We start from the raw sequence: 21,206 nt of genomic DNA, 5'->3' as shown, positions 1-21,206 counted from the left end.
ATGACTTATAAAAAAGGTGAAGCTTGGCCCTTGATTTTCCTGCCAGTGATCTTAAATTCAAACTCAGGAGGTTTCATGTCTGGCATACGCTTACTCATTGCAATCATCTTCCTCTTCGCAGGTTGGGAAGCTGAGTTGCGAGCGGATGCATCCCAAGTCGTACCTGCAAGCTGCTTGAATTCCCCAGACATTCTTACCAACCTCAACAGCAAAACCTCCGTCGATAAGATGACGCAAACCGTTCCTGAGAGGATTCTCTGGATCCTCCCAGGACGGGTCATTGACCCGGCTCTCATCCTGATGAGCACGGCGTCCGATATTTCCCGTCTCGAAACTCCCCTCTATCACGCACCCTACGATCCACTCCGCACGTCCGGCTCCAGTCCGCCCGCATCCTCAGGTCTGGTCTAAAGTTTTAAACACCAATTATGAGGATTTATTATGTCGCGATCTATTTGCGGAGCGTTAGCGTTGTCGTTTTTTGTCTCGGCCCAGACTCTCTTTGCAGGCATTTTGCCGCTGACCTTCCAGGTCCCCGGTGCCTCCCCCTCAAAACCCCTGATTGTCAGCGATTATAAAGTAACAGAAGGCCAGGACCTTCAGATCAACATCCATCTGAATCAGGATCAGGCTCAGGAATTGAACAAGCTGACAGCTGCGAATGTTGGCCGGAAGCTGGTCGTCAAACAAGGCGAACGCGAGCTGGCGTCACCGACGATTCGCACGGCGACTTGGGGTCAGGATTTTATGGTGAGCTTTAAGAATTCGAAAGACCTGCAGGACTTTCGCGCCAACATGAATTGACGGTCTAAGGTAGGAAGGCCAGCGTCTGTTGCCATCCGGTCAACAGACGCAGTCGATTCCAAAAGTCGATCAGTGCGCGTACTGACGAACGAAGTGTGGCATGGGATCCATCGACTTGTTGGCCAAAGTTTTATACTCAAAATGCAAGTGGGTGCCTTCCGCGTTGCCGCTGGCGCCCACTTGTGCGATCTCTTCGCCTCTCTTGATCGTCTGATCCTTCTTCACGTAAAGCTTGGAGCAGTGCGCGTACAGAGTCTTATAGGACTTTTGTCGCAGAACCACAGTCCAGCCATATCCACGTTTCCATCCGGCATATTCCACAGTCCCGCCGTGCGCCGCATAAATCTTGCGACCGCGAGGAGCCATGATATCGATGCCTTCATGGGAACGACCACTGCGAGGACCGAATCCGGAACTCAAACGGCCTTCCAGCGGCCAGAGCAGTTCACGAAGTTCCGTGTAGAGCGTCGCACGCTCACCTTTGCCAAGGTTTTGATCATCCGATTCTTTGCCCGTGGATACTGGAAGCACGCTGTTGACCAGCCTGCTCCTTCCCCGCAAGTCAGGAGACATGAGAGCCTTCTCACTAACGGGGATATATATAACTTGTCCAGGTTTAAGTTCGGCCGAGGTTTCGAGGCCATTGATGTGCTGAATCATGCTGTGAGGAACGGCGTATTGAGCGCCCATGTTCACCAGAGTGTCACCCTTCTTTACTTTTACTTCGTAGTAATTTCGAGCTTGGGCGTCCTGGCCAGGCGGAGCTGCACGGTGCGCACACGATCCAAACAAAAAGGTACCGAGCAGCAGACAGGCCTTGAGCTCTGGTTTCTTCATGTAAATTGTCCCCTATACAATCAACCTTACGAAAAAAAAGAATGCGACGCCCACCGAGAGTGACTCGGTGGGCGTAAGCAGACGGCGCTGCCCGATTAGGATAACATCAAAGCGGGTTGAACACGAAGGGATAATTTACATTTACATTCTGACCGCCTCGCGGCGTCGGGAACTTCCAACGAACAATCTTTCCAGTCACACATCCGGCCATTACAGCGTCGCCAACTGTGTCCGATCCGATGTTAGAAGAAGTCACTCGTCCATCAGCTCCTATGATGAAATTCACTTTAATTTTGCCGTTTGCGTTCGGTGAACGCTGCAAGAGCTGCTCGTAACAGTGACGAATCTGATTCAGGTTCGCACGTATGACTGCCTGTACTTCTTGCGTCGTCAAACCGCCTGCTACGACAGGATCACCTGGCGGGACTTCAACGTTGGCGCGGCCTGCTCCGCCCTCACCTTTGCCGAATCCCTTGCCGATTCCTGCGCCACCAAGACCACCTGAACCGCCTTCACCCGATCCGGTTCCACCGAATCCACCAAAGTTGTTGGCTGCTCCACCGGTCCCGGCGACTCCAAGAGTCTTACCTGTTCCTGGTCCACCAAGTCCTAGCGTTTTCGCTCCCGACCCGGCGCCTCCACCAGCACCGCCAGCGGAATCTTTAAAGTCTGTTTTAATCGCGCCGGCTCCAACCTGACTCAAAACTTTACCGGCACCTAAACCAAGTTTTGCAAGGTTCACGCCAGATGCTTTTTCTGGAGCTCCACCTTCGGCACCTGCGAGATCGAGTTTCGATTCACCTTTGCGTTGTCCGCCAGCATCAGGGCGTAGCTTGTCACCACCTTGTGCACCACCTGATGGGCCGACCTTTGCGGCTGTCGCTGCACCAGGGGCCTTGAAGTCAGGCTTTTTCCCGGTATTCGCCATACCCTTATCAGCTGGCTTCTCCTGCGGCGGTGTTGGCGTCGGAGGAGTTGGCTTCTTCGGTTCAGCCAATTGCTGCGTAGGTTTTTCAACCGGCGGCGCGGGCTGAACCTGTTTGGGCTGTTCCACAGGCTTCGGTTTCGCTTCAGGCGGAACCGGTGTGGGCGGCTTGGGTGGTGGCTTAGGAGGAGTTGGCTTGGGCGGCGGCTCCTGCTTCACTTCGGCCACTTCAACTTTAGGCTTCGGAATAGGCTTCGGCGCCTCTTTCTTTTCCGGAGCATTGACGATCGACCAGATGTCGTCATCATTCTTGTCATCTTTTGGATTTTTGCTGAGGTAAATCGCTGGGACCACAGCGATGTAAAACAGCAGCGAAGCCACCATGATCGCCATGAAAATGGGATCGCGCGCACTGGTTCGCGGCAATTCCAAAACTGGCGGCTTGATAAACATCAGGAAATATTTCAATGGTCCTTGCGCGATATGAGCCATATCGTGCTTGCTCATATTGATGGTTTTCGCCCCGGATTCCTCCAGGACTTTGCCACCTTTCCTGAGGCGCGCATGCATGTCCGGCATCAGGTGAAGGGTGTAGCCCTCTTCATTCACTGTAGCAAGTTCGTGCGCACGAACATCGTTTTCGCTTCCCGACAGAAAGTGCGCCTTCGGTGGTTCACCGATGGTCACTCTTTCATAATTCTTGAACTTGGAATGGAATAAATCCACGTCAAGAATAGTGTCGTCCCAATAGCTCACGACCTCCAGAACGTTACCGCTGGGTTTGGCATTTCTGGGGGAAAAGAGCATGTCCCCATCATCCGACCCGCGGTCACCGTCGCTTTTGGGCGCCGCTCGCACTGTTGTTTTTACGTCATCGCCTGCAGCCATATCGTCCGCCTCATCCGCGTCCTCGTGATCCGACTCCATGTCATGGTCAGATGCCGCTTCATAAACTGATGCCGGTGGAGGCGCGGCCGCCACACCTGCTCGTCCGTTCATGACGGTGGCTTCCCCACCGACCTTGGTTCCTTCATTCTGGGCTGCTTTAAACTCGGAGCTTGCAGCAGCCACAGCTTGATGATTGTAAACTTCGATCACGACATCACCGATGGTGATGCGATCGCCGACACTTAAGGGTGATTCGACTTCAATGCGTTTCCCGTTCAGAAACACACCGGAGTGCGAACCCAGGTCGGTGAGCATGTGCACGCCATTTTCCAAAACTTCGATCATGGCGTGAATGGGTTCCACCGCCGTCGCTCGAATCACGACTTCGTTGGATAACAAGGAACCGATCATCAACCGATCACGGACCGGGACGACCTGCTGCGATTGATTAGGCGGAGAGTAGCGGATCTCAAGGTTCATTCAACTCAACCCAAATGAAGCCAGCCCTTGATCGGGAGGATCTGGCGGAAGCACCAGTGACCTGATAAACGCCGTTACTATTATTATTGCGTGGATCAGCTCAAATGGGAAGGCCCGCTTTCAGTTAGCGGGCCTTTAAAAATTTTATGGCTGTTACGGAATTAAGAAACCGACAGGTTACTGCTTCGGAGGCGTGCCTGGAGCGGGGGCTCCCTGCTGAGGAGCGGGTTGGCCTTGCTGAGGTGCTTTGTTCCCTGCGCCGGCTGGAGCCTGGCCTGCAGGTTGGGCTTGCTGAGCTTTCGCAGCGGCAGCAGCGCGTTCCTTGGCCTGCTGTTCGCGCTGTTCTTTTTCTATCTTGCCAATAATCAGGTAGGCTCGTTCATCCAAAGACGATGGCCCACCATCCGTCTTCGCGATCTCCTCGAGTTCGGCACGAGCCTTCTGCAGATTGCCAAGACCTTGGTATTCATTCAAGGCACAGCTAAAGAGAGCGGGTTTATAATTTTTCTTTTTCTCAAGGACGGACGCGCAGTACTGAGCCGCTTCCTTGGGGTTGTCCGCCAGGCGTTCGCTTTGAACGAGGCCCGTGCCGACGAAGAAATCTTCGGGCAGACCGGCCAGCATCGCTTTCGCGGTTTTATGATCACCGTAGCGGAGAGCCGTAAAACCAATATTCAATCGCGCTGGTTCATAATCTTTACGCAGGTTGAGCGCTTCGTTCCACAGCGCCACAGCTTCGGGCAAACGGCCGTCAGTCATGGCTATCATGCCGCGCGCGGTCAGCGCCGCCGCCTTGGTCTTCTCATTCTTGCTGTTCATGAGTTTTTCAATCCAATGCTCGGCCATGGGGAATTGCCGGGAGTGGATCGAAGCGAGAGCCAGTTCAAGCTGGGCGACTTCCGGCATTTCGTGCCGAATGTCTTCCTTCATTTCGACAACCATGAGCTTCTTGGCCACCAGGAAAACTGGGCCCACACCTTCTCCGGCCAGGCGCTTGGCGGCCATCAGCGCGATCAGATCCTTGCGATCCTTGATCGTCGGCGAGGCCAGTTTGCCTTCCAGATCACTGGCGAGATCCTTGGCCTTGCCAAGATTGATGGTTTTCGAAGTCAAAGAGTTGTTGGAAAGACTATAGGTCAACGTCTGATAATTCGAGGACACATAAAGGTCGTCGTTGCCACTCTGGGCCTTCTTCGAATCACCCGAGTCTTCATCACCCTCTTCCTTGAGGCTTGCCGCACCCTTGTCGTCGCCACCACCAACATTTTTCAGCGTGGCGCAGGATCCCAGCATCAAACCCAGAACAATCAATGGAGAGGATATTCGCAACATCGCTTATTTCCCATTCTTCACAGAGCCAGCCATGCTGCTGGCAAGCTCGGAACCCAAAAAGTCCGGCTGGACCACGAAGTCATCGAACTGCACACGCTTGCCGGCCAGACGATTGATGCCACCGATCACACGCAACGACCAATCGTTGTAGACGCGGAACTGGGTTACCGTATCCTGGGCGATTTTATACCAGTTGGCCGCGGCCTTGCGGCGCTCTGCAATCTGCGGGGCCAGTTCTTTCACAACATCTTCTTTACTTGCGCCCTGAATCGCGGGCGGATTGGCCAGAGCTTCCGCATACTGTTCGTTAGCAAAGCCCATCTGATAGAGAGCGGCGACACCCCAGTACGCATCCTTGGTTCCAACGACGCGCTGATAGGTTTGTTCCACCTGAGCTAGGCCCGTGGCTTTGTTTTCCAGCGACTTGGCCAGAGCATCCACAGTGCCACCAACCAGGGGAATCTTCAGGTAACGAGGCAAGATGCCATCGGCTTCCCGGAAGGCAATCTCACCGATATAACGCAGAGCCTCACCATTCACATTGCCGGGACTCGAACCAAAGATCTGTTTGATCTGAGCCACAGCCTGACCAGCATCATTGCCGCCAGCGCGAGCGATACGGTAATAAGCTACGATCTGCTGGTTAGGACTCAGCTTGAAGCGATTCAGATACTGAGTACGAATGATTTCGACCATCTGGTCGTAACGCTTGGCGCGTTCGGCACCCACAATCAGATCTTCCACCACCCCAAGGGCGTTGTCCGGGAATCGCGAGGCAAATGCGATACAAACCGGGAGAGCTTTCGGGGTGTTCAAGGCGATCTGGAGAGTACAGGCCGTAGCCAGGGCTCCGCCGGCTTCCTTTTCCTTGGGATACTTCTTGGTGAACTCCAGGAAGTAATCCGAAGCCTTGTCATACTCCAACTGCTTTTCGTGAATCTTGCCAACCTGCAGCAAGGATTCCTTGGCCTGGGGCTTGTCCGGGAAATTCTGCACGATGAAGAGATAAGCTTCAATCGCCGGGCCAATCGCTCCACCTTTGATATAGTCAACGGCTGCGTTGTACCACAGCTTGTCAACATCCGGATCTTTGGGATACTTGCGGGCCTGAGCTTCGAAACGCTGCGCGCGCTTCAAAGTATCCTTTTCCTTGGCAATATCTTCTTTTTCGGCTGCGCGCTGAATATTGCGGAGGTCGGTTCCGACCTTGCTGTTCCGATATTCAGGTATTTTCAAGAGACTGTCGGCCGTTGCCAAAAGGTCCTTGCGATCATCCTTGACGATCGGGATCAAAAGGTCGACAGCGCCCTGCCCTTCCTTGTCCTTCGGATACTTGACCGCGATATTCTTCAGGTAGCGGACCGCATTATCCTTCTGACCCGAATGATAGAAGATGGTGGCGATACCCACATCGCAACTCTTCACGCGGACCTGATCTTCAGGATACCAACCGGTGTACTTTTCGCAGGCCTTGATATAGTTGCGGGCCCGGGCCGAGATGGGCTTGGGATCCTTGAAATCCGGCTTGCGCTTTTTCAGCACTTTGAATTCGGGTTCGAAATCCTTCACGAAAGCGTTGACCATGTAGATCGACACTTCCTTGTGCATGTTCTCGGGCTTCTCGCCTTTGTTATAGCGAATCGCCTTGTCCTTGCCGAGCGAAGCGATTTCCAGATAGTAACGGCCTGCTGCGCGATAATCCTTGAGGTAGTATTCAATATCCGCCAGGTAATACATGACGCCTGGAACTTCGCGGGCCTTCTGGTGGTACTTGATAAAGAGCAGGTACCCTTCCTTGGCCGCAAGGTTCAACTCGCGGTTATCATCCTTGATCGCGTTCTGGTGAGTCAGGGTCGCGTAATAGAGCATTTGATCTTTAATCTCGGCTTGCGTGTCGAGCACCAGATCCTTCTTATTCGCCTTGGCCCAGTCTGAACCCGCGGAATACATTTGGGCGAAACGCTCCAGTTCCACCCAGACGCGTTTCAGATCGCCTAATGCGGCTGAGAGACTGACGATTTCCTTTTGCGCCTTGGGGCCATCCGGATCGTTCGGTGCAATCTGCTGGAACCGCTTCAGCACGTTGATGGCCTGCGCGTAGTTACCCTGATCGGACAGGATCTGAGCGAGGAGTTGCAGGAAAGGACCGATGTAGTTCGCCCCGTTGTTGGCGCGATAGTAGGCAATCGCCTCTTCGATCATTTTGAGTTCCGCGAAGGCAAAGACCATGTCGCGCAGGGCTTCTTCACGCAGCTGAGCGTCCTGGTTCGTCGTACCGCCTTTGGCCAGACTCACCAGCTGCTTCCAATAGCTCAAGCTCTTGCGGTAATCACCCAGGTTATAGGCACACCAGCCAAGCTTAAAGACCGACCAAAGATAACGCTTGCTGCGCTTATACTTCAGAGCCTTGCCAAAGTTGGTCTGGGCGTTGGTGAAGTCGTTTCGATCAAAGTAAAAATCACCCAGGGATGCGTAGGCATCGCCCGAGATCGCGGAGTTCGGATACTTTTGAATCAGCTGGGTATAGATGCGGGCCGCATCCTTTTCCTTGCCCAGGAACTGCAGGGCCACAGCTTTGTTATAGGTGATCTGGTCGGCGTTCTCACTGCGCGGGTACTCGGTGATGATGTCGGACGATTCCGTCACGACCGCTTTCCAGTGACCCATGGACTTATTGGTATTCAGACGGGGCTCAGGGGTTTTCTTGCCACCTTTTTCCCAGGCTGTATATTTTTTATCGTAATCACGTTCCTCTTCCGAACGCACGTACGTCGCCTGCTCCATGTGCAGGTTCAGGATACGCTCCAGAATCTGCAGACGTTGCGGCGACCGAGGGGGCAAACTCTTGGCTGTTTTTTCCAGATAACGGACGGTCTTATCGATACCCTTGACGAGCTTGCGTTCGACTTGCATGGAAAAGACCGCGGAGCGCTTCAGCGTGGGACCGGCTTTATCTTTCTTGGCCTCGCGCTTGCGTTCGGTCACTTCAAGAGTCGCGCGCTTTTGCTCCTGGGCAGCGAGATGCTCCGGCAAATGCCAGAGTAGCACGTATCCTAGCAGAATCTGTTGGAACAAAAGACGCATATTTCACCCTTATTCATCGCCTGCAGTCGGAAACTCATTCGTCCTGCAGCCGGACTCATCCGAAAACTTACTCTCCGCCCTTGTCGCCGTTGTCCCCATCGTCTTTGTTGGCCACACAGCGGCTGGCCAAATTGTAGACATAGAAGCCCAGCTCATCCTCCCAGTACTCGCCTTCAAAGGGCCAGTATTCCAGGGTTTGGTTGATATTGAGCTTTTGCATACCACCGATGAACTGAGTTTTCTTGTCCTCGCCGGTCACCTTGATAAGGGCTCGCAGACTGGCAAGCTTGCCGAGCTGCATTTCCGCGACGATCAGCTTGGTCTGATTGGACAGTTCGAGGAGCTCTGTATAGTACGTCGTGCCTTCCTTATACATACGCTGGCCGGCATCAAGGACAGCGGCCGATTTCTTCGATTCCAGGAACTGGTTCAGGCTTTCCAAAAGACCCGACGACTGCCATTCGCGATAATTGCGCAGGGCATTCAGCTCGCGGTCGGTAAAGCGGATGGTATCCATGGCTTCCTTGAAGCTATCCACCTGCGAAAGCTTTTTCACGATCTCTTCGGCGCGACGGTAACTCGAAAGCTGACTATTGCGATAATCGTAAACGAATTTGAAGAAGCCCTTGGGATCACCCTTGAAGCGATTCAACATCCCTTTCACGTCACCAAAGACCGGCTGGTAGCGGTCCTTGAAGCGGCGCATCGATTCCTTTACCTGATCGTAGCGGCACATTCTCAGGAATGTGATCGACTGCAGGATATAGGCTTCGGGATAGAACCGATTCTCAAAGAATGGGGAGTGAATCGTATGGATATTCCCCAGACTGTTATTGAATTTTTCCATAAAGAAGAATGCCCAGGACGCTTCCCAGATGGCATCCAGCCAGTTCTCGGAATCACGGGGCACCTGACCGTAGTAGGAAATCGCTTCAGGGAAGCGTTTGATCTCGTAGTTCACGCGCGCGATGTTCATCAGCGACATTTCCTGGAGTTCTTTCATGTCGCTGCGTTCGCGGGTACCTGCCAGGACTTTTTCAAACAGTGCGATAGCCCGGGAATGCCGCCCCTTGAGGTTGTTGATCACGCCCTCGTGGAACTGGGCGCCGAGCTGATAAGGACTGCCGGCTGGGACCATGGAAAAATATTTCTCCGCGGTTTCCAGACTGCGATCGCCAAAGGCTTCAACACCCTTGTAATAGAAGTAGAAGCCGCGGGCAGGACCAGGCACATCCGACAGGCGAATTTCGGTCTTGAACAGCTGGACGATATGGGACTGACCGAGACTGAGCTTGCTGTTGATGTTGCCGAGTTCTTCCAGGGCGGAGCGGAAGAAAGGATTATCTTCGGTCCGGCCACGACGGACGATCAAACTGTAATGCTTGGAAGCAGAATAAAGCAGGCCGGTTTTCTGCAAACTTTGCGCAAGGCCCCATTCAGCCTTACGCTTTTCGCCTTTATTGTCGGATTTCTCATAGACTTCATGGTAGGCCGCAGCGGCCTTCACATAGTCTTTCTTGGCAAAATAAACTTTGGCCTGCTTATAGTCAGCCAACGCTTCGCCACATGCGAGCGCGAGGGTCGCGACACAAATCAGGATGCCTGGTTTTCGCAGACGGTCAAACATGGGCCCTCGAAGCGCTAAAGGTAATACGCCACCCCAATCAGCAAAGTAATCGTGTCGTGCGGAGCCGTACCACTGAGTCCTTGCAGGGTTTTTGCTTTAATCGGACTGCATTCGCCGTCCAGGATCGTGTAATTGAAACGATTGGCTCGCAAATCCCATTTGTAAGCCATCTTTCTTGATACAAAATAACGTTGTCCTACGCCCGCCATCAAAGTGGGATAGGATTTGGTCGCATTCTTGGGAATATCTTCGGCGGTCGGGTCGAGTTTTTTATCGGGTGGCTCGCAGAAATCATCATAGCGCCACTCGACCCCGGTTTGACCAACGCCGGCCTGCAGATAGGTATCGAAATAAACGAGCTTGCCCGAAGGCAGCTGCCATTTGCCATAGATTGGGGTGTATTGCACCGCAAGCTGGGTCATGAATGAGGTGCGGAAGATTTGAGTCTTGATATCAAATTCATCGAAGAGGATACGCTTATCCTCGCGATCGATACTGATGCCATAGGCAGCCATACCTTCAATCGACCACGATTCGTTGAAATGATAGGTCAAGAGACCTGTACCCAGGAAGGTATAGATGAAGCTCTCGTTCATGATGGTGTTGATCGCCGCCCCCAGCTCGAGGCGACCGGCCTTGGTGAAATAGCGGGGACGAATCACCCGGATTTCAACGTCCTTAAAACGCTCCGATTCGTCGCTGGCACCGGATAGCGGTACGGCGCTTACAAGACTGGCCGCTACGGCCATTGCTTTTCCCCACTTGCTCAGCATCAGCCCATACCCCATCAGATGTGCTCTTTGGCCACCAGCAGCTTGTAAGTCACGAATTCAGCCTGTTGTCCCGCTAGCATGATGCGGCGAAGCAGCTCAAAATCGTGTTTTCTATCCATCTCGATCGTAATCTCGCCGGGCTTCAACTTCTTGGTGTCATCACCGCGGAGCATTTCAGCCGCGGCTTTGTTCACCTTGGCGATTTCAACCAGTTCCTGATAGACCGGATAGGCAGCACCCTGCTGGATATCGTCTTTCGGAACCTTGCCGCCCTGCAAAGTCACGACCTTCTTGTTATTCACCAGAATTTCGTTCTTGTTGACAACAATACTCGGCACTTCGTCCATGCTCACCAGCGTGACCGAATCCGGCAACTCCAGGTTCTGGTCCACGTCGTGGTTCGTAGGATCCGTCGAGTAACTCATCAGAAGAAAAGTTACGAGGATACTAAAAATGTCGAGCATGGGCGTAAGGTTCAGCGAGAGTGTTTCTCCGCCTTCTCCACCGGCTGATGACATGGTCCGTCTCCGTGCGTGTCGTTACAAAGTCACAAAATTACACTACCAATCACCACTTTTTCGAACAGGTACATGTCTTTTCCCGTCTTGCGCAGCTCATCCGCGTTGGGAAGCGCTGGCCGGGGCTCATTCTCTTTCATAGTCTTGATGGCATCGATCGCCTTGACCAATATTTCATACTTGACCGAGTCGTCCGAGAAAATCGTAACTTTGTCATTCTCGGGAGCCTTCACACGGAGCGCGATCATTTCCTGATGGAACCGGGCAAAATCTGCATCGTCCACCTTGAATGTCTTCACGTCCTTGTCAAAAGGCTGCTCGGTCCATTCCGAAGTCACCTTGATTTCCGCATCGGCAACATCCACACGAATATTAAAGGAGCGCGAGGGCGGCTCCTTCACTTCGGAGGAATTTGACAGGAACGGAACCTGGACTTCAAGAATACCAAGACCGATAAACGCGGCCGACACCAGGAGGAAGGTGTTGAGCATCGAGAAAATATCGATGAAGGGCATAATGTTCAGTTCAGGGGCGTCCGGACCGGCTCCGCCTGAACTGCGACGTTTGTGTTTCTTGCTCACAGGCCTCTCCGGTTAGGCTTTTTTCGCGCCTTTGAGTTTCATTTTTCTGGTATAGAGCAGGTCGTTCAGTTTGGACGCGTTCTTGTTGATGTCATCAACCACGGTCTTCTGCTTGGCGGAGAGCACACCGTAAGCAAACAGACAGAAGAGAGCCACCGACAGACCGAACGACGTGGCGTTCAGAGCTTCCGAGATACCTTCGGCAAGCAGGGTTTGCTTTTGCGCACCCGTGGCCTTGGCAACCGCCGCGAAAGAGCGCATCAGACCGAAGATGGTACCGAGGAGTCCGAGCAGCGTCGCGACGTTGGCAGTCGTTGCCAGGAAGGACACAGCCTTGTTCACCTTGGGAACCACGGTCAAGACCGCGTAATCAATCGCGTTGTTGATTTCCTGTGTGGAATCATTCGAACGCTTCAGACCTTCAGCCAGAACGTAGGGAAGCAACTTGGGACGCGCCTTCTTGCAAAGACGGATGGCGTTCTCGATGGAGTTGTTCATCACCATCTTCTGCACCATAGCCATGAAACCATCACTGTTGATCAGATCGTATTCCATCCACAGTCGGTAACTGCGCTCGATCACAAGACCCAGGGAAATCACCAGGGTCGCCAGAATCGAGAACATGACTTCGTAGCCACCGTGTTGGAAGTAGAGATGAATAGACTCCATATCCTGTCATTTCCTCCTTGAAAGGTGCGATCCGCTGGCCTTGGTCGGCCTTGTAAAAACCAGGACGCTTTTTTAGCTTTAATAAAATTCTACGTAGCCGGACGGCCTGCTGTCAACCTCTGGAGCCATCTTTGCCCCACCGGCTCTGGATTCCACGCGCACCTTGCGATATAGTGAAAGAGTGCAACCTTTGCCTATCCCCTATCCTTGAGGATGCCATGAACGGATCGCTCTTGTTTGTCGATTGCAGTGGCTACAAATCGCTGCCATCCATAGAAGCTCTGCGACTTATCAGTGGCGGGCAAAACCTGGAAAGCGTGACGAATATCAATGCTGCTTTGGAAGTTTTACAGAATAACAGCAACATCGATATACTTGTCAGCAACATACCGGATTTAAAACTCCTCACTCGGTTTCGACAGACGAACCCGAAAGGTGAAGCGATCCTCGTAACTGAGTTGCCGATGAAAGAGTATAGCGCGCTTTTGCAAAATACCGAAGAAAAGCTTTTGGACCATGTGATTGCCAACAAAGGCCGCGAAGGTTGGACGATTCATCAATTGCGGGTTACCATCACCAAGATTCGAAGCCGCGATCTGTTCGGCATCGAAAAGTATCTGGCTCCGCACACCATCATTCACCGCGCCCAGGTCCGCGGCTCCGCCGAGCGCGAGGAACTGAACAGCAATGTCATGCGCTTCGCCGAGGCCTGTCACCTGGGGCAGCATGCGGCGCGCATGGCCTTCGGCATTACCGAAGAGCTTCTGATGAATACCGTTTATGATGCCCCAGCCGCTGCCGGGATCGCTCGCTTTAAAAATGTGGAGCAGACCCAGGCGATCGTGCTGGAGCCCGCTGAGTACGGCGAGCTGAGCTTTGGCTGCGATGGTCAAATTTTAGCCATTTCCACCGCCGACCCCTTTGGAGCCTTGCGCAAAGAGACTTTGCTCACCTATTTGAAAAAAGTTTTGAAGCGGGATGAAACCGATGGCCTCATCGATGAAAAAAAGGGTGGCGCCGGCCTGGGTCTTTTCAAAATTCTGTATTCGAGTCATGGCATCGTCTGCAACGTGAAGCCAGGCACTCGAACCGAGATTATGGCTTTGATTGATGTCAACGATCAGCTCCGCGACTTTGCTTCGATGGCTCGCTCCATTCATTACTTCCGCACGTAAGTCACAACGGCAAGACGAGAGCGTTGGGCAGCGCGCGATATGGGCTGGACAAGCGCGCCTGAAGTCCCTAGACTTTCTCCCTCGCTCCCTTGGTCCCAAGGGCCGTACGAAAGCCTTATAGGAGTCAGTATAAATGAAGGTAAAGGTCAAAAATCCGATCGTGGAGCTTGATGGCGATGAAATGACCCGGATCATCTGGGCTCGCATCAAGGAAAAGCTGGTACTTCCCTTCCTCGATATCGACATTAAATACTATGATCTGGGTATCGAAACCCGCGATAAGACCGAAGACAAAGTGACTCTGGATGCGGCCGCCGCGATCAAAGAATATGATGTGGGGATCAAGTGCGCGACCATTACGCCGGATGAAGAGCGGGTCAAGGAGTTCCATCTGAAAAAAATGTGGAAGAGCCCCAATGGCACGATCCGCAACTACTTGGGCGGCACTGTTTTCCGTGAGCCTATTATCTGCAAAAATATTCCCCGACTCGTCCCCAACTGGAAACGTCCGATCGTGGTGGGCCGTCACGCTCACGCGGATCAATACAAATGTGTGGATATCGATGTCCCGAAAGCCGGCAAGGTCAAGCTCGTGTATGAGCCTGCCGATGGCTCCGCGCCGCAGTCCTGGGAAATCCATGATTTCAAGAGCGCCGGTATCAGCATGGGCATGTACAATACCGACGAATCGATTGAAGGCTTTGCCCGTAGCTGCTTCCAGTACGGTCTGCAAAAAAACTTCCCTGTCTATCTGTCGACCAAAAACACGATTCTGAAAGTCTACGACGGACACTTTAAAGATATCTTCCAGAAGATTTTTGAGACTGAATTCAAGAGCAAATTCGAAGCGGCGAAGCTGACCTATGAGCATCGCTTGATCGATGACATGGTCGCCCAGGTTTTGAAGTGGGACGGCGGTATCGTCTGGGCCTGTAAAAACTATGATGGGGACGTGCAGTCGGACACCGTCGCGCAAGGTTTTGGCTCGCTCGGACTGATGACCTCGGTTCTGATGTGCCCGAACGGCCGCACGATTGAAACCGAAGCGGCTCACGGGACGGTCACCCGTCACTACCGCGAACATCAAAAAGGCAAGCCGACCAGCACCAACCCGATCGCCAGCATCTTTGCCTGGACGCAGGGACTGGCGCACCGCGGCCGCCTCGACAATACGCCGGACGTTGTGCGTTGGGCGGAAACATTGGAGAAGATCTGCGTGGCCACGATCGAAGGCGGCGCCATGACCAAGGACCTTGCTGTTTGTATTCATGGCAATAAGGTTCCTGAAGGCAGCTACCTTTATACCGACGCTTTCCTCGACAAAATCGGCGAGAACTTCCGCAAAGCCTGGACGTAATCCGCACTAAGGCTGGCGGTCCCCTCGGGCTGCCGGCTTAAACTTCTGCAGAAACCCTTCCAAGCCGCCTATTTTTTCCAAAACGACGTCCAGCTCCACCACCTGATCGCCGATGGTCACAGCGTACTTCACGTTGCGATAGAACGTGCCGCCACTAACCTCAACCCAGTACGTACCGGGAGGGGTCAGTCGCAATGCCAGCTGATCCTGCAGCTCGGGGAGGCGTTTCACGATCTGAAAATCAGCATCGCGAATGATCAGACTCGCCTGCACCGGCCCAGGCTCCAGACCCTTGACGTGCAGGAGCAGATTATCCCAAGCCTCCGCCATTCTATTACGCCCCTCCACCGCACTTTTGCCGTCGGAGTAGGGGGTAAAGCCGAACAGTGAAAACGAAGCGAGTCCCGCGATCAGTACGGAACGACTATTCTTGGGCCGTTCCACCCAACACGCCGCCGTGCCCAGAAGAAATGCAGGCACAAACACCCAGAGCGGATGGACGTCGGTCCTGAGGATCATAATGAGAATTTCACGGACCCGAAAAAAGATGCCTGTATCACCCTGGACGGCGGATAGAAAACAGGCAATCACCGCCGTCACGCCGGTGGCGACGTAGTATTTCCACGGAACCGGTTCGTCATCCACGGTCGACAGCCCCTCTTGCGTTAAAAGGACCCACTCAGCGGCATCGAATCGCGACGGAAATTATCACTCAGCATGCGATGCACCAAAGCCATGCTCGCAATCGCCTCGATCAAATACTTCTGTTCCACAGGTTTCGGAAAGAATCCTTGATAGCCATACTCGAAACTTCTCTGCATGGCCCCTTCACTGCCGTCCGCCGAGACAGCGATGGCCGGCACGAACCCGCCCTCATCCAATCGATGAGCCAGACGGAACTTCCGGATCAGGTCGAAGCCATCTTCCTGGGGCATGGAAAGATCGCTGACGATGATACTCGGATGGAAGCTATCGATGACTTCGAACGCTTCAGCTACGGACGTCACCCATCGGGCATCAGCACCTTCGTTTTTCAAAATGAGAGCTAGAAGCTTCGCGCTTTCCTTCTGATCATCCACCACAAGGATGCGAAGCCCATGAATGTTACGTAACTGCATCTCTTCCGCTGAAAGCATGTCCATGGTGTTGTCGAAAGTCCCGCTAGACACTTTGCTTTTCGAAATCTTCATCATACTTAACTCTCGCTTGAACGTAGGTTAACGATGACTCGACCCCCCTCTCCTTCACACATAGCGCCTTTGCACGGCCGTGTCCAACGATTGGCTCGATTTATGTACAAAATACTGCACGGGTGAACAGTTGTTTTCGCAAAAATCGTTCACCTTCATGTTAAAATAAATTTTTTCTTATTCTTTCCGGAGGTCGTTCATGCGGTGGTTGCCCACTCTGCTGCTCACTCTTGTCGGTTTCCCGTTGAACGCTTTTGGCCAGGATCAAGGGTTTGATGATTCCATCCTGCTCAGCAATACGATCATCGCCAGCTCGCAGAGTTATCAAATCAAGAAACTCGGCTGTGAGTTCGCCGGCATCTTCTCGCGCGGAAATATGGAATCGAAAAATGGGCACCTCACGATTGAAGCGAAGTCCGAGGGTGGAGGGTTTCACTGCGGGCATGCACTCGATCAAAACTCTCTGATCCTAGGCGTCTCAGGCAACATCCAGCAGTTCACCATGGACGCCATTGTCTTTCGCCGGGAAGAACTGACCACCAACTATCAGCCTTATTTGGCCTTCCAACTCTCCCCTTCCTTCAGCCTGGGCATCAGTCAGGAAATGGAAACAGGCGAATATAAAACGCAGACAGGGAGCTATTCAGCGAGCTCACATCGCCTGCTGCTGAGTGGAACGTGGCATCAGGATCAATGGGAAGCAACTGTCGCTTATGCCGACCGTTACCGGGACACTATGGTCCCGACCATCGATATCCCTCGCAGCATGGACCTCTCCGTCCGCTATCAATTCTCACCCCTGCTCACAACAGCTGTGACTTATACCCGGTATGATTTTCCTGGAATCGCTAACGGCTCTCCGCTGACCGTGGAAACCAGTACCACGCTGGTGCTGGCGTCCCGCATCACAGATGAGCTCGCCACCGAACTCGCTCTGATTCAAACCAAAAACGTGGAAGGTGACCCGAAGGCCAAATCCCAAACGATCGGTTTCATGGGTCGATACGCATTGAATCAGCAGTTTAAGGTCGGCGGTTTCGTTCATCAGTATAAAGGTGATAGCCCCGACTTCGATACGAACATGAGCGTTTACGGTTTCAGTCTTTCCATGGATCGTTAGTCAGCTTTTCTACAGCCTGGAATCACCCGCTCGGGGTCATCCAAGCCAGTAAATTCCCTGGACATAAAAATTCCCTTATGCCAGGGAACTGCCAGCTCCCTGTTCACCGCAATTCCAGAAAAGCCTTTTCTTCCATAGCTTTCAAACCCTTAAAAACACCTGTCAAACGCTTGGTGGGTGTCAGATCTTTGGCCGGATTTCCGCCATCTGCTGACCTTAAGATATCGGGAACTTGTACCGATATTGTTGATGGAACGCCGCTTGCTTTGGATACATGCGCAGGAATTTAAAATTCGACGAAAGGGATGGTACATGGCTTACAGGAACACCATTATATCTTTTGCATCTTTGATCGCTCTGGGAACAGCTTGTTCCAAAGCTCCTAGTTACAACACTGGCGTTCAGTCGGCTGGTACCGATCAGGTAGCCGCTATCAACGCGAACGGCGACCATGGCCCCATGCCACAAGACGACGTTGTTACCGAAAACAATACTGCTGACGCTGGCAAGACCGAGACTCCAGCGCCTGCTAAGCCAGCTGAAACACCAGCGGCGACCCCTGCTGCACCAGCTGCAGCGGTAGCTGATACAGCGAAAAAAATTGCTAACAAAGCCATGTTCAACATGGTCAACATCACCGCTGCCAAAGCCTGGGGCACAACAGCAGCCGCCCGCTTGAAAGTTCAAGTGGCCGTTGACGCCGCTGGCGCTGTGATCCCTCCTCAAGCAGGTCTGGGCGCGCAGTTGGTGGCCAAGATTGACCCAACCGATCCTAACAAGATTGCGTTGACCGATCGTCAGGGAGCCGCCGTGGTTCTCAACACGCTGACTTCTTTCATGGTTGCGTGTAACAATTCCGGTGCAAATATCTATCTGCACTCCGGAACTGGTGGCGCTCCATTCTCTCATGGTAGCGGAGCCATCGCTACCGGTACTTGCGCTGCTTTCCCTGCGCAAAACCTGAGAGCGACCGACGGCGCAACCTATGACCATATTGCTGGTCAGGCTGCTGAGAACAACGTCTTCATCGCGATCGAAAAAATCGGTCCAGATGGCAAAGTTGTTCCCTGATTTTTGATGAAAAAAAAGAAAGCTGAGGGTTGACCTCAGCTTTTTTTTATTTCTTAGGGGTAGGCTTTGCCTTGGCTAAAGGTGCTACGTTGCCTGCCTTTATGGAATATTCCTTCTTGAAGAGCATCCACTTGCCAGCCCCGTTTTCTTCACAAATCTTTTTATCCGGAGCATCTGTCCAACCTATCGGATGACCGAGAGTTTTCGCGCATTTATTATTCGACCCACAAGCGTCGTTGCCAGCACCCATACAGACAGAGTTTCCTGCGCACTTCGCGTTCGCGCAAAAATACTCTTTGCCGGTTTTCTTGTCTTTGACAATCTGCACATCCATGCTGAACCCGTCACGCGCTGCCAAAGCGCAAACCATAGCCGCAGCTATCTGCCCTAAATTCTTCTTCATACGCTCCCTTTCGTAAGACACTATACACGCACATTATAGCACTTCGAAAAAATACATCCAGCGTCTGACCCCTCGCCACCACGTTGAAATCGGCAAGGCCACAAGGGCGGCTCCTTAGCTTTTGCAAGGAATTCCCGATAACGGCGCTTGATGTTTCAACCATTCACAGAGCCTGGGCAGATATTGGGTTTGGTCCAGCGTTATAGGCACCAAACCTATGTCCTTGAAAAGCAAGTAAATGTAATTGTTGTCGGACCCAACCCCAACCATATCGTAAGGCGACACCGTCCGTCCAACACTCTCACCTGTTGGCCGCAGGATCTCAAGCATCTGTTCGCTGCTGTAGTTCATAAACCATCCGCTTCGTTGAATATAGCGTCCGCGGGAAAGGGGCTGTACCGTTGGCAGATAGGTTGGGTTGCTCCCATCCAGGGCATGAAGAGCAACAGTCCCATCCCAGCTCATATGATACGCACTCCGATCCCCTGGAAAAAAATCTGTAGTAAATACAGTGTCTTGTGGGTCGCCAAGCTTAACAATTGCCGGCTTATCAAGCGTGGAATTTTGCAAGTCCAATAGAATTATGGCGTTGATATGAAAACCAATAAGCAGTTTCTGGGCATCTTTCGAAAATGCCATCGTTTGAACACTCGCAACTGCCGGCGAGAAGCCGACTCGTTTGGAATGAAACTCATAAAAGGGTTTGGGATCCTGGGTTTTGAAAATCAAAATGATGACATTTTCAGAATCACCCGCGCTGCCCGCCAGGGCGAACACTTCTTTCTCCAGCTGAGCCACAACTTGCAAGGGCCCGACAGAGAGAAAACCTTCAGGCAAGGTGATGCTCAATACACGCTGAAGCTTTTCATTGAGAACTGCTAACACACCATCCTTGGTCACCACTGCGATTCGATCCGCGGCAATCCATTGAAATAGCTCTATTTCAGCCGACATCTTGGCCTCGAGAGGATCCTTAACCCCTGCATTCAGAGAGAAAACTTTCAAGATTTGACCTTCGCCAACCAGCAGCAGGGGCAAGCCAGTTGGATTCAGATCAATAGCCCGATACTTATTAGAGGTCATCTCAAGAATACGACCCGGATCTATTCCAGGAATCCTGCGCTGGCTTTTGATGATGTGCACATTCAGGGAATCAGGCACGGCCTGGATCCAGCTCGTGTCGGAAGCAAACAAGAAGGAATTGATGTCGTTAGACTTTCCTGGAAAAGCAGGCGTCCATCGTTTACTGGCTATGACTTCAAGGCGACCGTCCTGAGTGCGGATAAATACATCTTTCTTTTGGCCATCAATGGCAAGGATGTGCTGACTCAGCGACAAACGCGAAAAAGCTTCCTGACGTGTTGAGCAATCGACAAGATCCTGACCGTATCTCCCCTTGCTCGCACAAACCTGGGAGCTTCCTATGCGTCCCGTCCAACAACGTTCGTCTGTTGCACCTGCTACAGGAGTAAGATTGATGGGATCAAAGACCTTAGCGATTGAATGCTCACAAATCACAGACGAACCATCTGGCTTGAAAAATAACTGCGTCCCAGGCCGAACTTCTCCCAGACTTCTTTTAGTTTGGCTCGACCAATCGTAGATCATCGCTGATCCGTTTTCCTCATAAATAAGGCGTTTTCGATCAACATCCCATCCGAAGACGGACCCGGACCTTTTAGCGAACGTTCTTTCTTCACTGGCCGAACGGCATTTGATGACATCATTATGATCGAAGCATAGGAGCGACCCATTACGGTCACCCTCGACATTTAAGATGGACTGCTGATCATTGAATTCAGATAGGCGCCGCCCATCAACATTATAGATAGTGACTTTGAATTCTTGACTCGGATCGATACTCCAAAAAAGTGTATCCGAACTGTTTTTCCCTATCGAAGCCGCACTGCTATCAGCAAGCTTATTCAGAGTTATCTTGCCTGCCGATGTCGTCAGACGACCGAGATAGCCAGGGCAACTGAGGAAACCATTGTATCCGTCATCCGTAAAAAGCAAAGTGCTGCAATATTGCAGTGACGATTCCAATTCCACCTGGGACAGAACTTTCAAATTTCGGTCACGCAGCACCAGCATATTTCCTGACTCACAGTTCAGCATTACTTCCCTCTGAGCCCAATAGAAATTACGCTGGAAAGTATGGCGGCAAGGGCCTATGTTGACCGTTTCCAGCAGCTTCCCAAGGTTGGTCCGGAGCTCGATACGAGACGGATTACCAAAGCGGCCTTCAAGCCATATAATGAAGTTATTATTTTTCAGTGGGAAAACTTTTTCCAACGGTATGTTGGGAAACGATATACCGAGTCTTGGCAGCATGAGAGTCTGCAAAATGGTGAGGTAAGGAATGAGCTGTT

20 protein-coding genes are annotated in these 21,206 nt (G+C 52.4%); 7 read left to right on the top strand and 13 right to left on the bottom strand.

The window, feature by feature from the left end:
- The first annotated feature begins 75 nt into the window (after positions 1 to 75).
- Both VE954_RS38290 and VE954_RS38285 read left to right on the top strand, forming a co-directional pair.
- On the top strand, positions 76 to 411 hold the full coding sequence (locus tag VE954_RS38290; RefSeq protein WP_324963118.1) for a hypothetical protein: 336 nt from the start codon (positions 76 to 78) through the stop codon (positions 409 to 411).
- A gap of 30 nt (positions 412 to 441) precedes the next feature.
- Positions 442 to 804: a hypothetical protein gene (locus tag VE954_RS38285; protein WP_324963116.1), complete on the top strand. Its 363-nt coding sequence runs from the start codon at positions 442 to 444 to the stop codon at positions 802 to 804.
- A gap of 69 nt (positions 805 to 873) precedes the next feature.
- Here the strand turns inward: VE954_RS38285 and VE954_RS38280 are convergent, their stop codons facing one another.
- The 9 genes from VE954_RS38280 to VE954_RS38240 form a co-directional block, all read right to left on the bottom strand.
- On the bottom strand, positions 874 to 1,641 hold the full coding sequence (locus tag VE954_RS38280) for a peptidoglycan DD-metalloendopeptidase family protein (protein ID WP_324963114.1): 768 nt from the start codon (positions 1,639 to 1,641) through the stop codon (positions 874 to 876).
- A 106-nt stretch (positions 1,642 to 1,747) separates the two neighbouring features.
- The gene (locus VE954_RS38275) at positions 1,748 to 3,934 is read right to left on the bottom strand and encodes an AgmX/PglI C-terminal domain-containing protein (RefSeq protein WP_324963112.1); all 2,187 of its coding nucleotides are present in this window, start codon (positions 3,932 to 3,934) and stop codon (positions 1,748 to 1,750) included.
- A gap of 177 nt (positions 3,935 to 4,111) precedes the next feature.
- Positions 4,112 to 5,266: a hypothetical protein gene (locus VE954_RS38270; protein WP_324963110.1), complete on the bottom strand. Its 1,155-nt coding sequence runs from the start codon at positions 5,264 to 5,266 to the stop codon at positions 4,112 to 4,114.
- Between the two features lie 3 nt (positions 5,267 to 5,269).
- Positions 5,270 to 8,350, bottom strand: a complete 3,081-nt coding sequence (locus VE954_RS38265) for a tetratricopeptide repeat protein (protein ID WP_324963108.1) — start codon at positions 8,348 to 8,350, stop codon at positions 5,270 to 5,272.
- A 67-nt stretch (positions 8,351 to 8,417) separates the two neighbouring features.
- Entirely contained in the window at positions 8,418 to 9,977 is a 1,560-nt protein-coding gene (locus VE954_RS38260; protein ID WP_324963106.1) for a hypothetical protein, read from the bottom strand.
- Between the two features lie 14 nt (positions 9,978 to 9,991).
- On the bottom strand, positions 9,992 to 10,750 hold the full coding sequence (locus VE954_RS38255; RefSeq protein ID WP_324963104.1) for an outer membrane beta-barrel domain-containing protein: 759 nt from the start codon (positions 10,748 to 10,750) through the stop codon (positions 9,992 to 9,994).
- Between the two features lie 14 nt (positions 10,751 to 10,764).
- Positions 10,765 to 11,268 (bottom strand): ExbD/TolR family protein, encoded by a 504-nt coding sequence (locus VE954_RS38250; RefSeq protein ID WP_324963102.1) that lies wholly within the window; start codon positions 11,266 to 11,268, stop codon positions 10,765 to 10,767.
- Positions 11,269 to 11,297: 29 nt separating this feature from the next.
- Positions 11,298 to 11,849 carry a biopolymer transporter ExbD gene (locus tag VE954_RS38245; protein ID WP_324963100.1) on the bottom strand — a complete coding sequence of 184 codons (552 nt, stop codon included), beginning with the start codon at positions 11,847 to 11,849 and terminating at the stop codon, positions 11,298 to 11,300.
- 12 nt (positions 11,850 to 11,861) lie between these two features.
- A complete protein-coding gene (locus VE954_RS38240) occupies positions 11,862 to 12,518 on the bottom strand; it encodes a MotA/TolQ/ExbB proton channel family protein (protein ID WP_324963098.1) in 657 nt (218 codons plus the stop codon).
- A gap of 218 nt (positions 12,519 to 12,736) precedes the next feature.
- Between VE954_RS38240 and VE954_RS38235 the strand changes: the two genes are divergently transcribed.
- Both VE954_RS38235 and VE954_RS38230 read left to right on the top strand, forming a co-directional pair.
- The gene (locus tag VE954_RS38235; protein WP_324963097.1) at positions 12,737 to 13,693 is read left to right on the top strand and encodes a hypothetical protein; all 957 of its coding nucleotides are present in this window, start codon (positions 12,737 to 12,739) and stop codon (positions 13,691 to 13,693) included.
- 133 nt (positions 13,694 to 13,826) lie between these two features.
- Positions 13,827 to 15,050, top strand: a complete 1,224-nt coding sequence (locus VE954_RS38230) for an NADP-dependent isocitrate dehydrogenase (RefSeq protein WP_324963095.1) — start codon at positions 13,827 to 13,829, stop codon at positions 15,048 to 15,050.
- Positions 15,051 to 15,056: 6 nt separating this feature from the next.
- On the opposite strand, the gene VE954_RS38225 is transcribed toward VE954_RS38230, so the two are convergent.
- The gene (locus tag VE954_RS38225) at positions 15,057 to 15,695 is read right to left on the bottom strand and encodes a hypothetical protein (RefSeq protein WP_324963093.1); all 639 of its coding nucleotides are present in this window, start codon (positions 15,693 to 15,695) and stop codon (positions 15,057 to 15,059) included.
- A gap of 20 nt (positions 15,696 to 15,715) precedes the next feature.
- Positions 15,716 to 16,243, bottom strand: coding sequence for a response regulator (locus VE954_RS38220; RefSeq protein ID WP_324963091.1), 528 nt, complete (start codon positions 16,241 to 16,243; stop codon positions 15,716 to 15,718).
- Between the two features lie 196 nt (positions 16,244 to 16,439).
- Between VE954_RS38220 and VE954_RS38215 the strand changes: the two genes are divergently transcribed.
- Positions 16,440 to 17,360, top strand: a complete 921-nt coding sequence (locus tag VE954_RS38215) for a hypothetical protein (protein ID WP_324963089.1) — start codon at positions 16,440 to 16,442, stop codon at positions 17,358 to 17,360.
- Between the two features lie 312 nt (positions 17,361 to 17,672).
- Positions 17,673 to 18,431, top strand: coding sequence for a hypothetical protein (locus VE954_RS38210; RefSeq protein ID WP_324963087.1), 759 nt, complete (start codon positions 17,673 to 17,675; stop codon positions 18,429 to 18,431).
- 46 nt (positions 18,432 to 18,477) lie between these two features.
- Here VE954_RS38210 and VE954_RS38205 read toward each other — a convergent pair whose 3' ends face one another.
- Both VE954_RS38205 and VE954_RS38200 read right to left on the bottom strand, forming a co-directional pair.
- Entirely contained in the window at positions 18,478 to 18,834 is a 357-nt protein-coding gene (locus VE954_RS38205; protein WP_324963085.1) for a hypothetical protein, read from the bottom strand.
- Positions 18,835 to 18,948: 114 nt separating this feature from the next.
- On the bottom strand, positions 18,949 to 20,442 hold the full coding sequence (locus VE954_RS38200) for a hypothetical protein (RefSeq protein WP_324963083.1): 1,494 nt from the start codon (positions 20,440 to 20,442) through the stop codon (positions 18,949 to 18,951).
- Between the two features lie 549 nt (positions 20,443 to 20,991).
- Here VE954_RS38200 and VE954_RS38195 point away from each other — a divergent pair.
- Positions 20,992 to 21,206 (top strand): hypothetical protein (locus tag VE954_RS38195; RefSeq protein WP_324963081.1); only part of this gene is annotated, 215 nt, incomplete at its 3' end.

The organism is Oligoflexus sp., assembly GCF_035638955.1.
GTDB lineage: Bacteria > Bdellovibrionota_B > Oligoflexia > Oligoflexales > Oligoflexaceae > Oligoflexus.
The sequence above is the reverse complement of the archived record's forward strand: the minus strand, read 5'-3'. Positions and strand labels throughout refer to the sequence as shown.

Bases quoted from the DNA above. Each gene is read 5' to 3' on its own strand.
- VE954_RS38230 (WP_324963095.1), top strand. From the start codon at position 13,827: ATGAAGGTAAAGGTCAAAAATCCGATCGTGGAGCTTGATGGCGATGAA.
- VE954_RS38280 (WP_324963114.1), bottom strand. From the start codon at position 1,641: ATGAAGAAACCAGAGCTCAAGGCCTGTCTGCTGCTCGGTACCTTTTTG.
- VE954_RS38220 (WP_324963091.1), bottom strand. From the start codon at position 16,243: ATGATGAAGATTTCGAAAAGCAAAGTGTCTAGCGGGACTTTCGACAAC.
- VE954_RS38255 (WP_324963104.1), bottom strand. From the start codon at position 10,750: ATGCTGAGCAAGTGGGGAAAAGCAATGGCCGTAGCGGCCAGTCTTGTA.
- VE954_RS38205 (WP_324963085.1), bottom strand. From the start codon at position 18,834: ATGAAGAAGAATTTAGGGCAGATAGCTGCGGCTATGGTTTGCGCTTTG.
- VE954_RS38260 (WP_324963106.1), bottom strand. From the start codon at position 9,977: ATGTTTGACCGTCTGCGAAAACCAGGCATCCTGATTTGTGTCGCGACC.
- VE954_RS38215 (WP_324963089.1), top strand. From the start codon at position 16,440: ATGCGGTGGTTGCCCACTCTGCTGCTCACTCTTGTCGGTTTCCCGTTG.
- VE954_RS38265 (WP_324963108.1), bottom strand. From the start codon at position 8,350: ATGCGTCTTTTGTTCCAACAGATTCTGCTAGGATACGTGCTACTCTGG.
- VE954_RS38200 (WP_324963083.1), bottom strand. From the start codon at position 20,442: ATGATCTACGATTGGTCGAGCCAAACTAAAAGAAGTCTGGGAGAAGTT.
- VE954_RS38270 (WP_324963110.1), bottom strand. From the start codon at position 5,266: ATGTTGCGAATATCCTCTCCATTGATTGTTCTGGGTTTGATGCTGGGA.
- VE954_RS38240 (WP_324963098.1), bottom strand. From the start codon at position 12,518: ATGGAGTCTATTCATCTCTACTTCCAACACGGTGGCTACGAAGTCATG.
- VE954_RS38290 (WP_324963118.1), top strand. From the start codon at position 76: ATGTCTGGCATACGCTTACTCATTGCAATCATCTTCCTCTTCGCAGGT.
- VE954_RS38210 (WP_324963087.1), top strand. From the start codon at position 17,673: ATGGCTTACAGGAACACCATTATATCTTTTGCATCTTTGATCGCTCTG.
- VE954_RS38235 (WP_324963097.1), top strand. From the start codon at position 12,737: ATGAACGGATCGCTCTTGTTTGTCGATTGCAGTGGCTACAAATCGCTG.
- VE954_RS38250 (WP_324963102.1), bottom strand. From the start codon at position 11,268: ATGTCATCAGCCGGTGGAGAAGGCGGAGAAACACTCTCGCTGAACCTT.
- VE954_RS38285 (WP_324963116.1), top strand. From the start codon at position 442: ATGTCGCGATCTATTTGCGGAGCGTTAGCGTTGTCGTTTTTTGTCTCG.
- VE954_RS38275 (WP_324963112.1), bottom strand. From the start codon at position 3,934: ATGAACCTTGAGATCCGCTACTCTCCGCCTAATCAATCGCAGCAGGTC.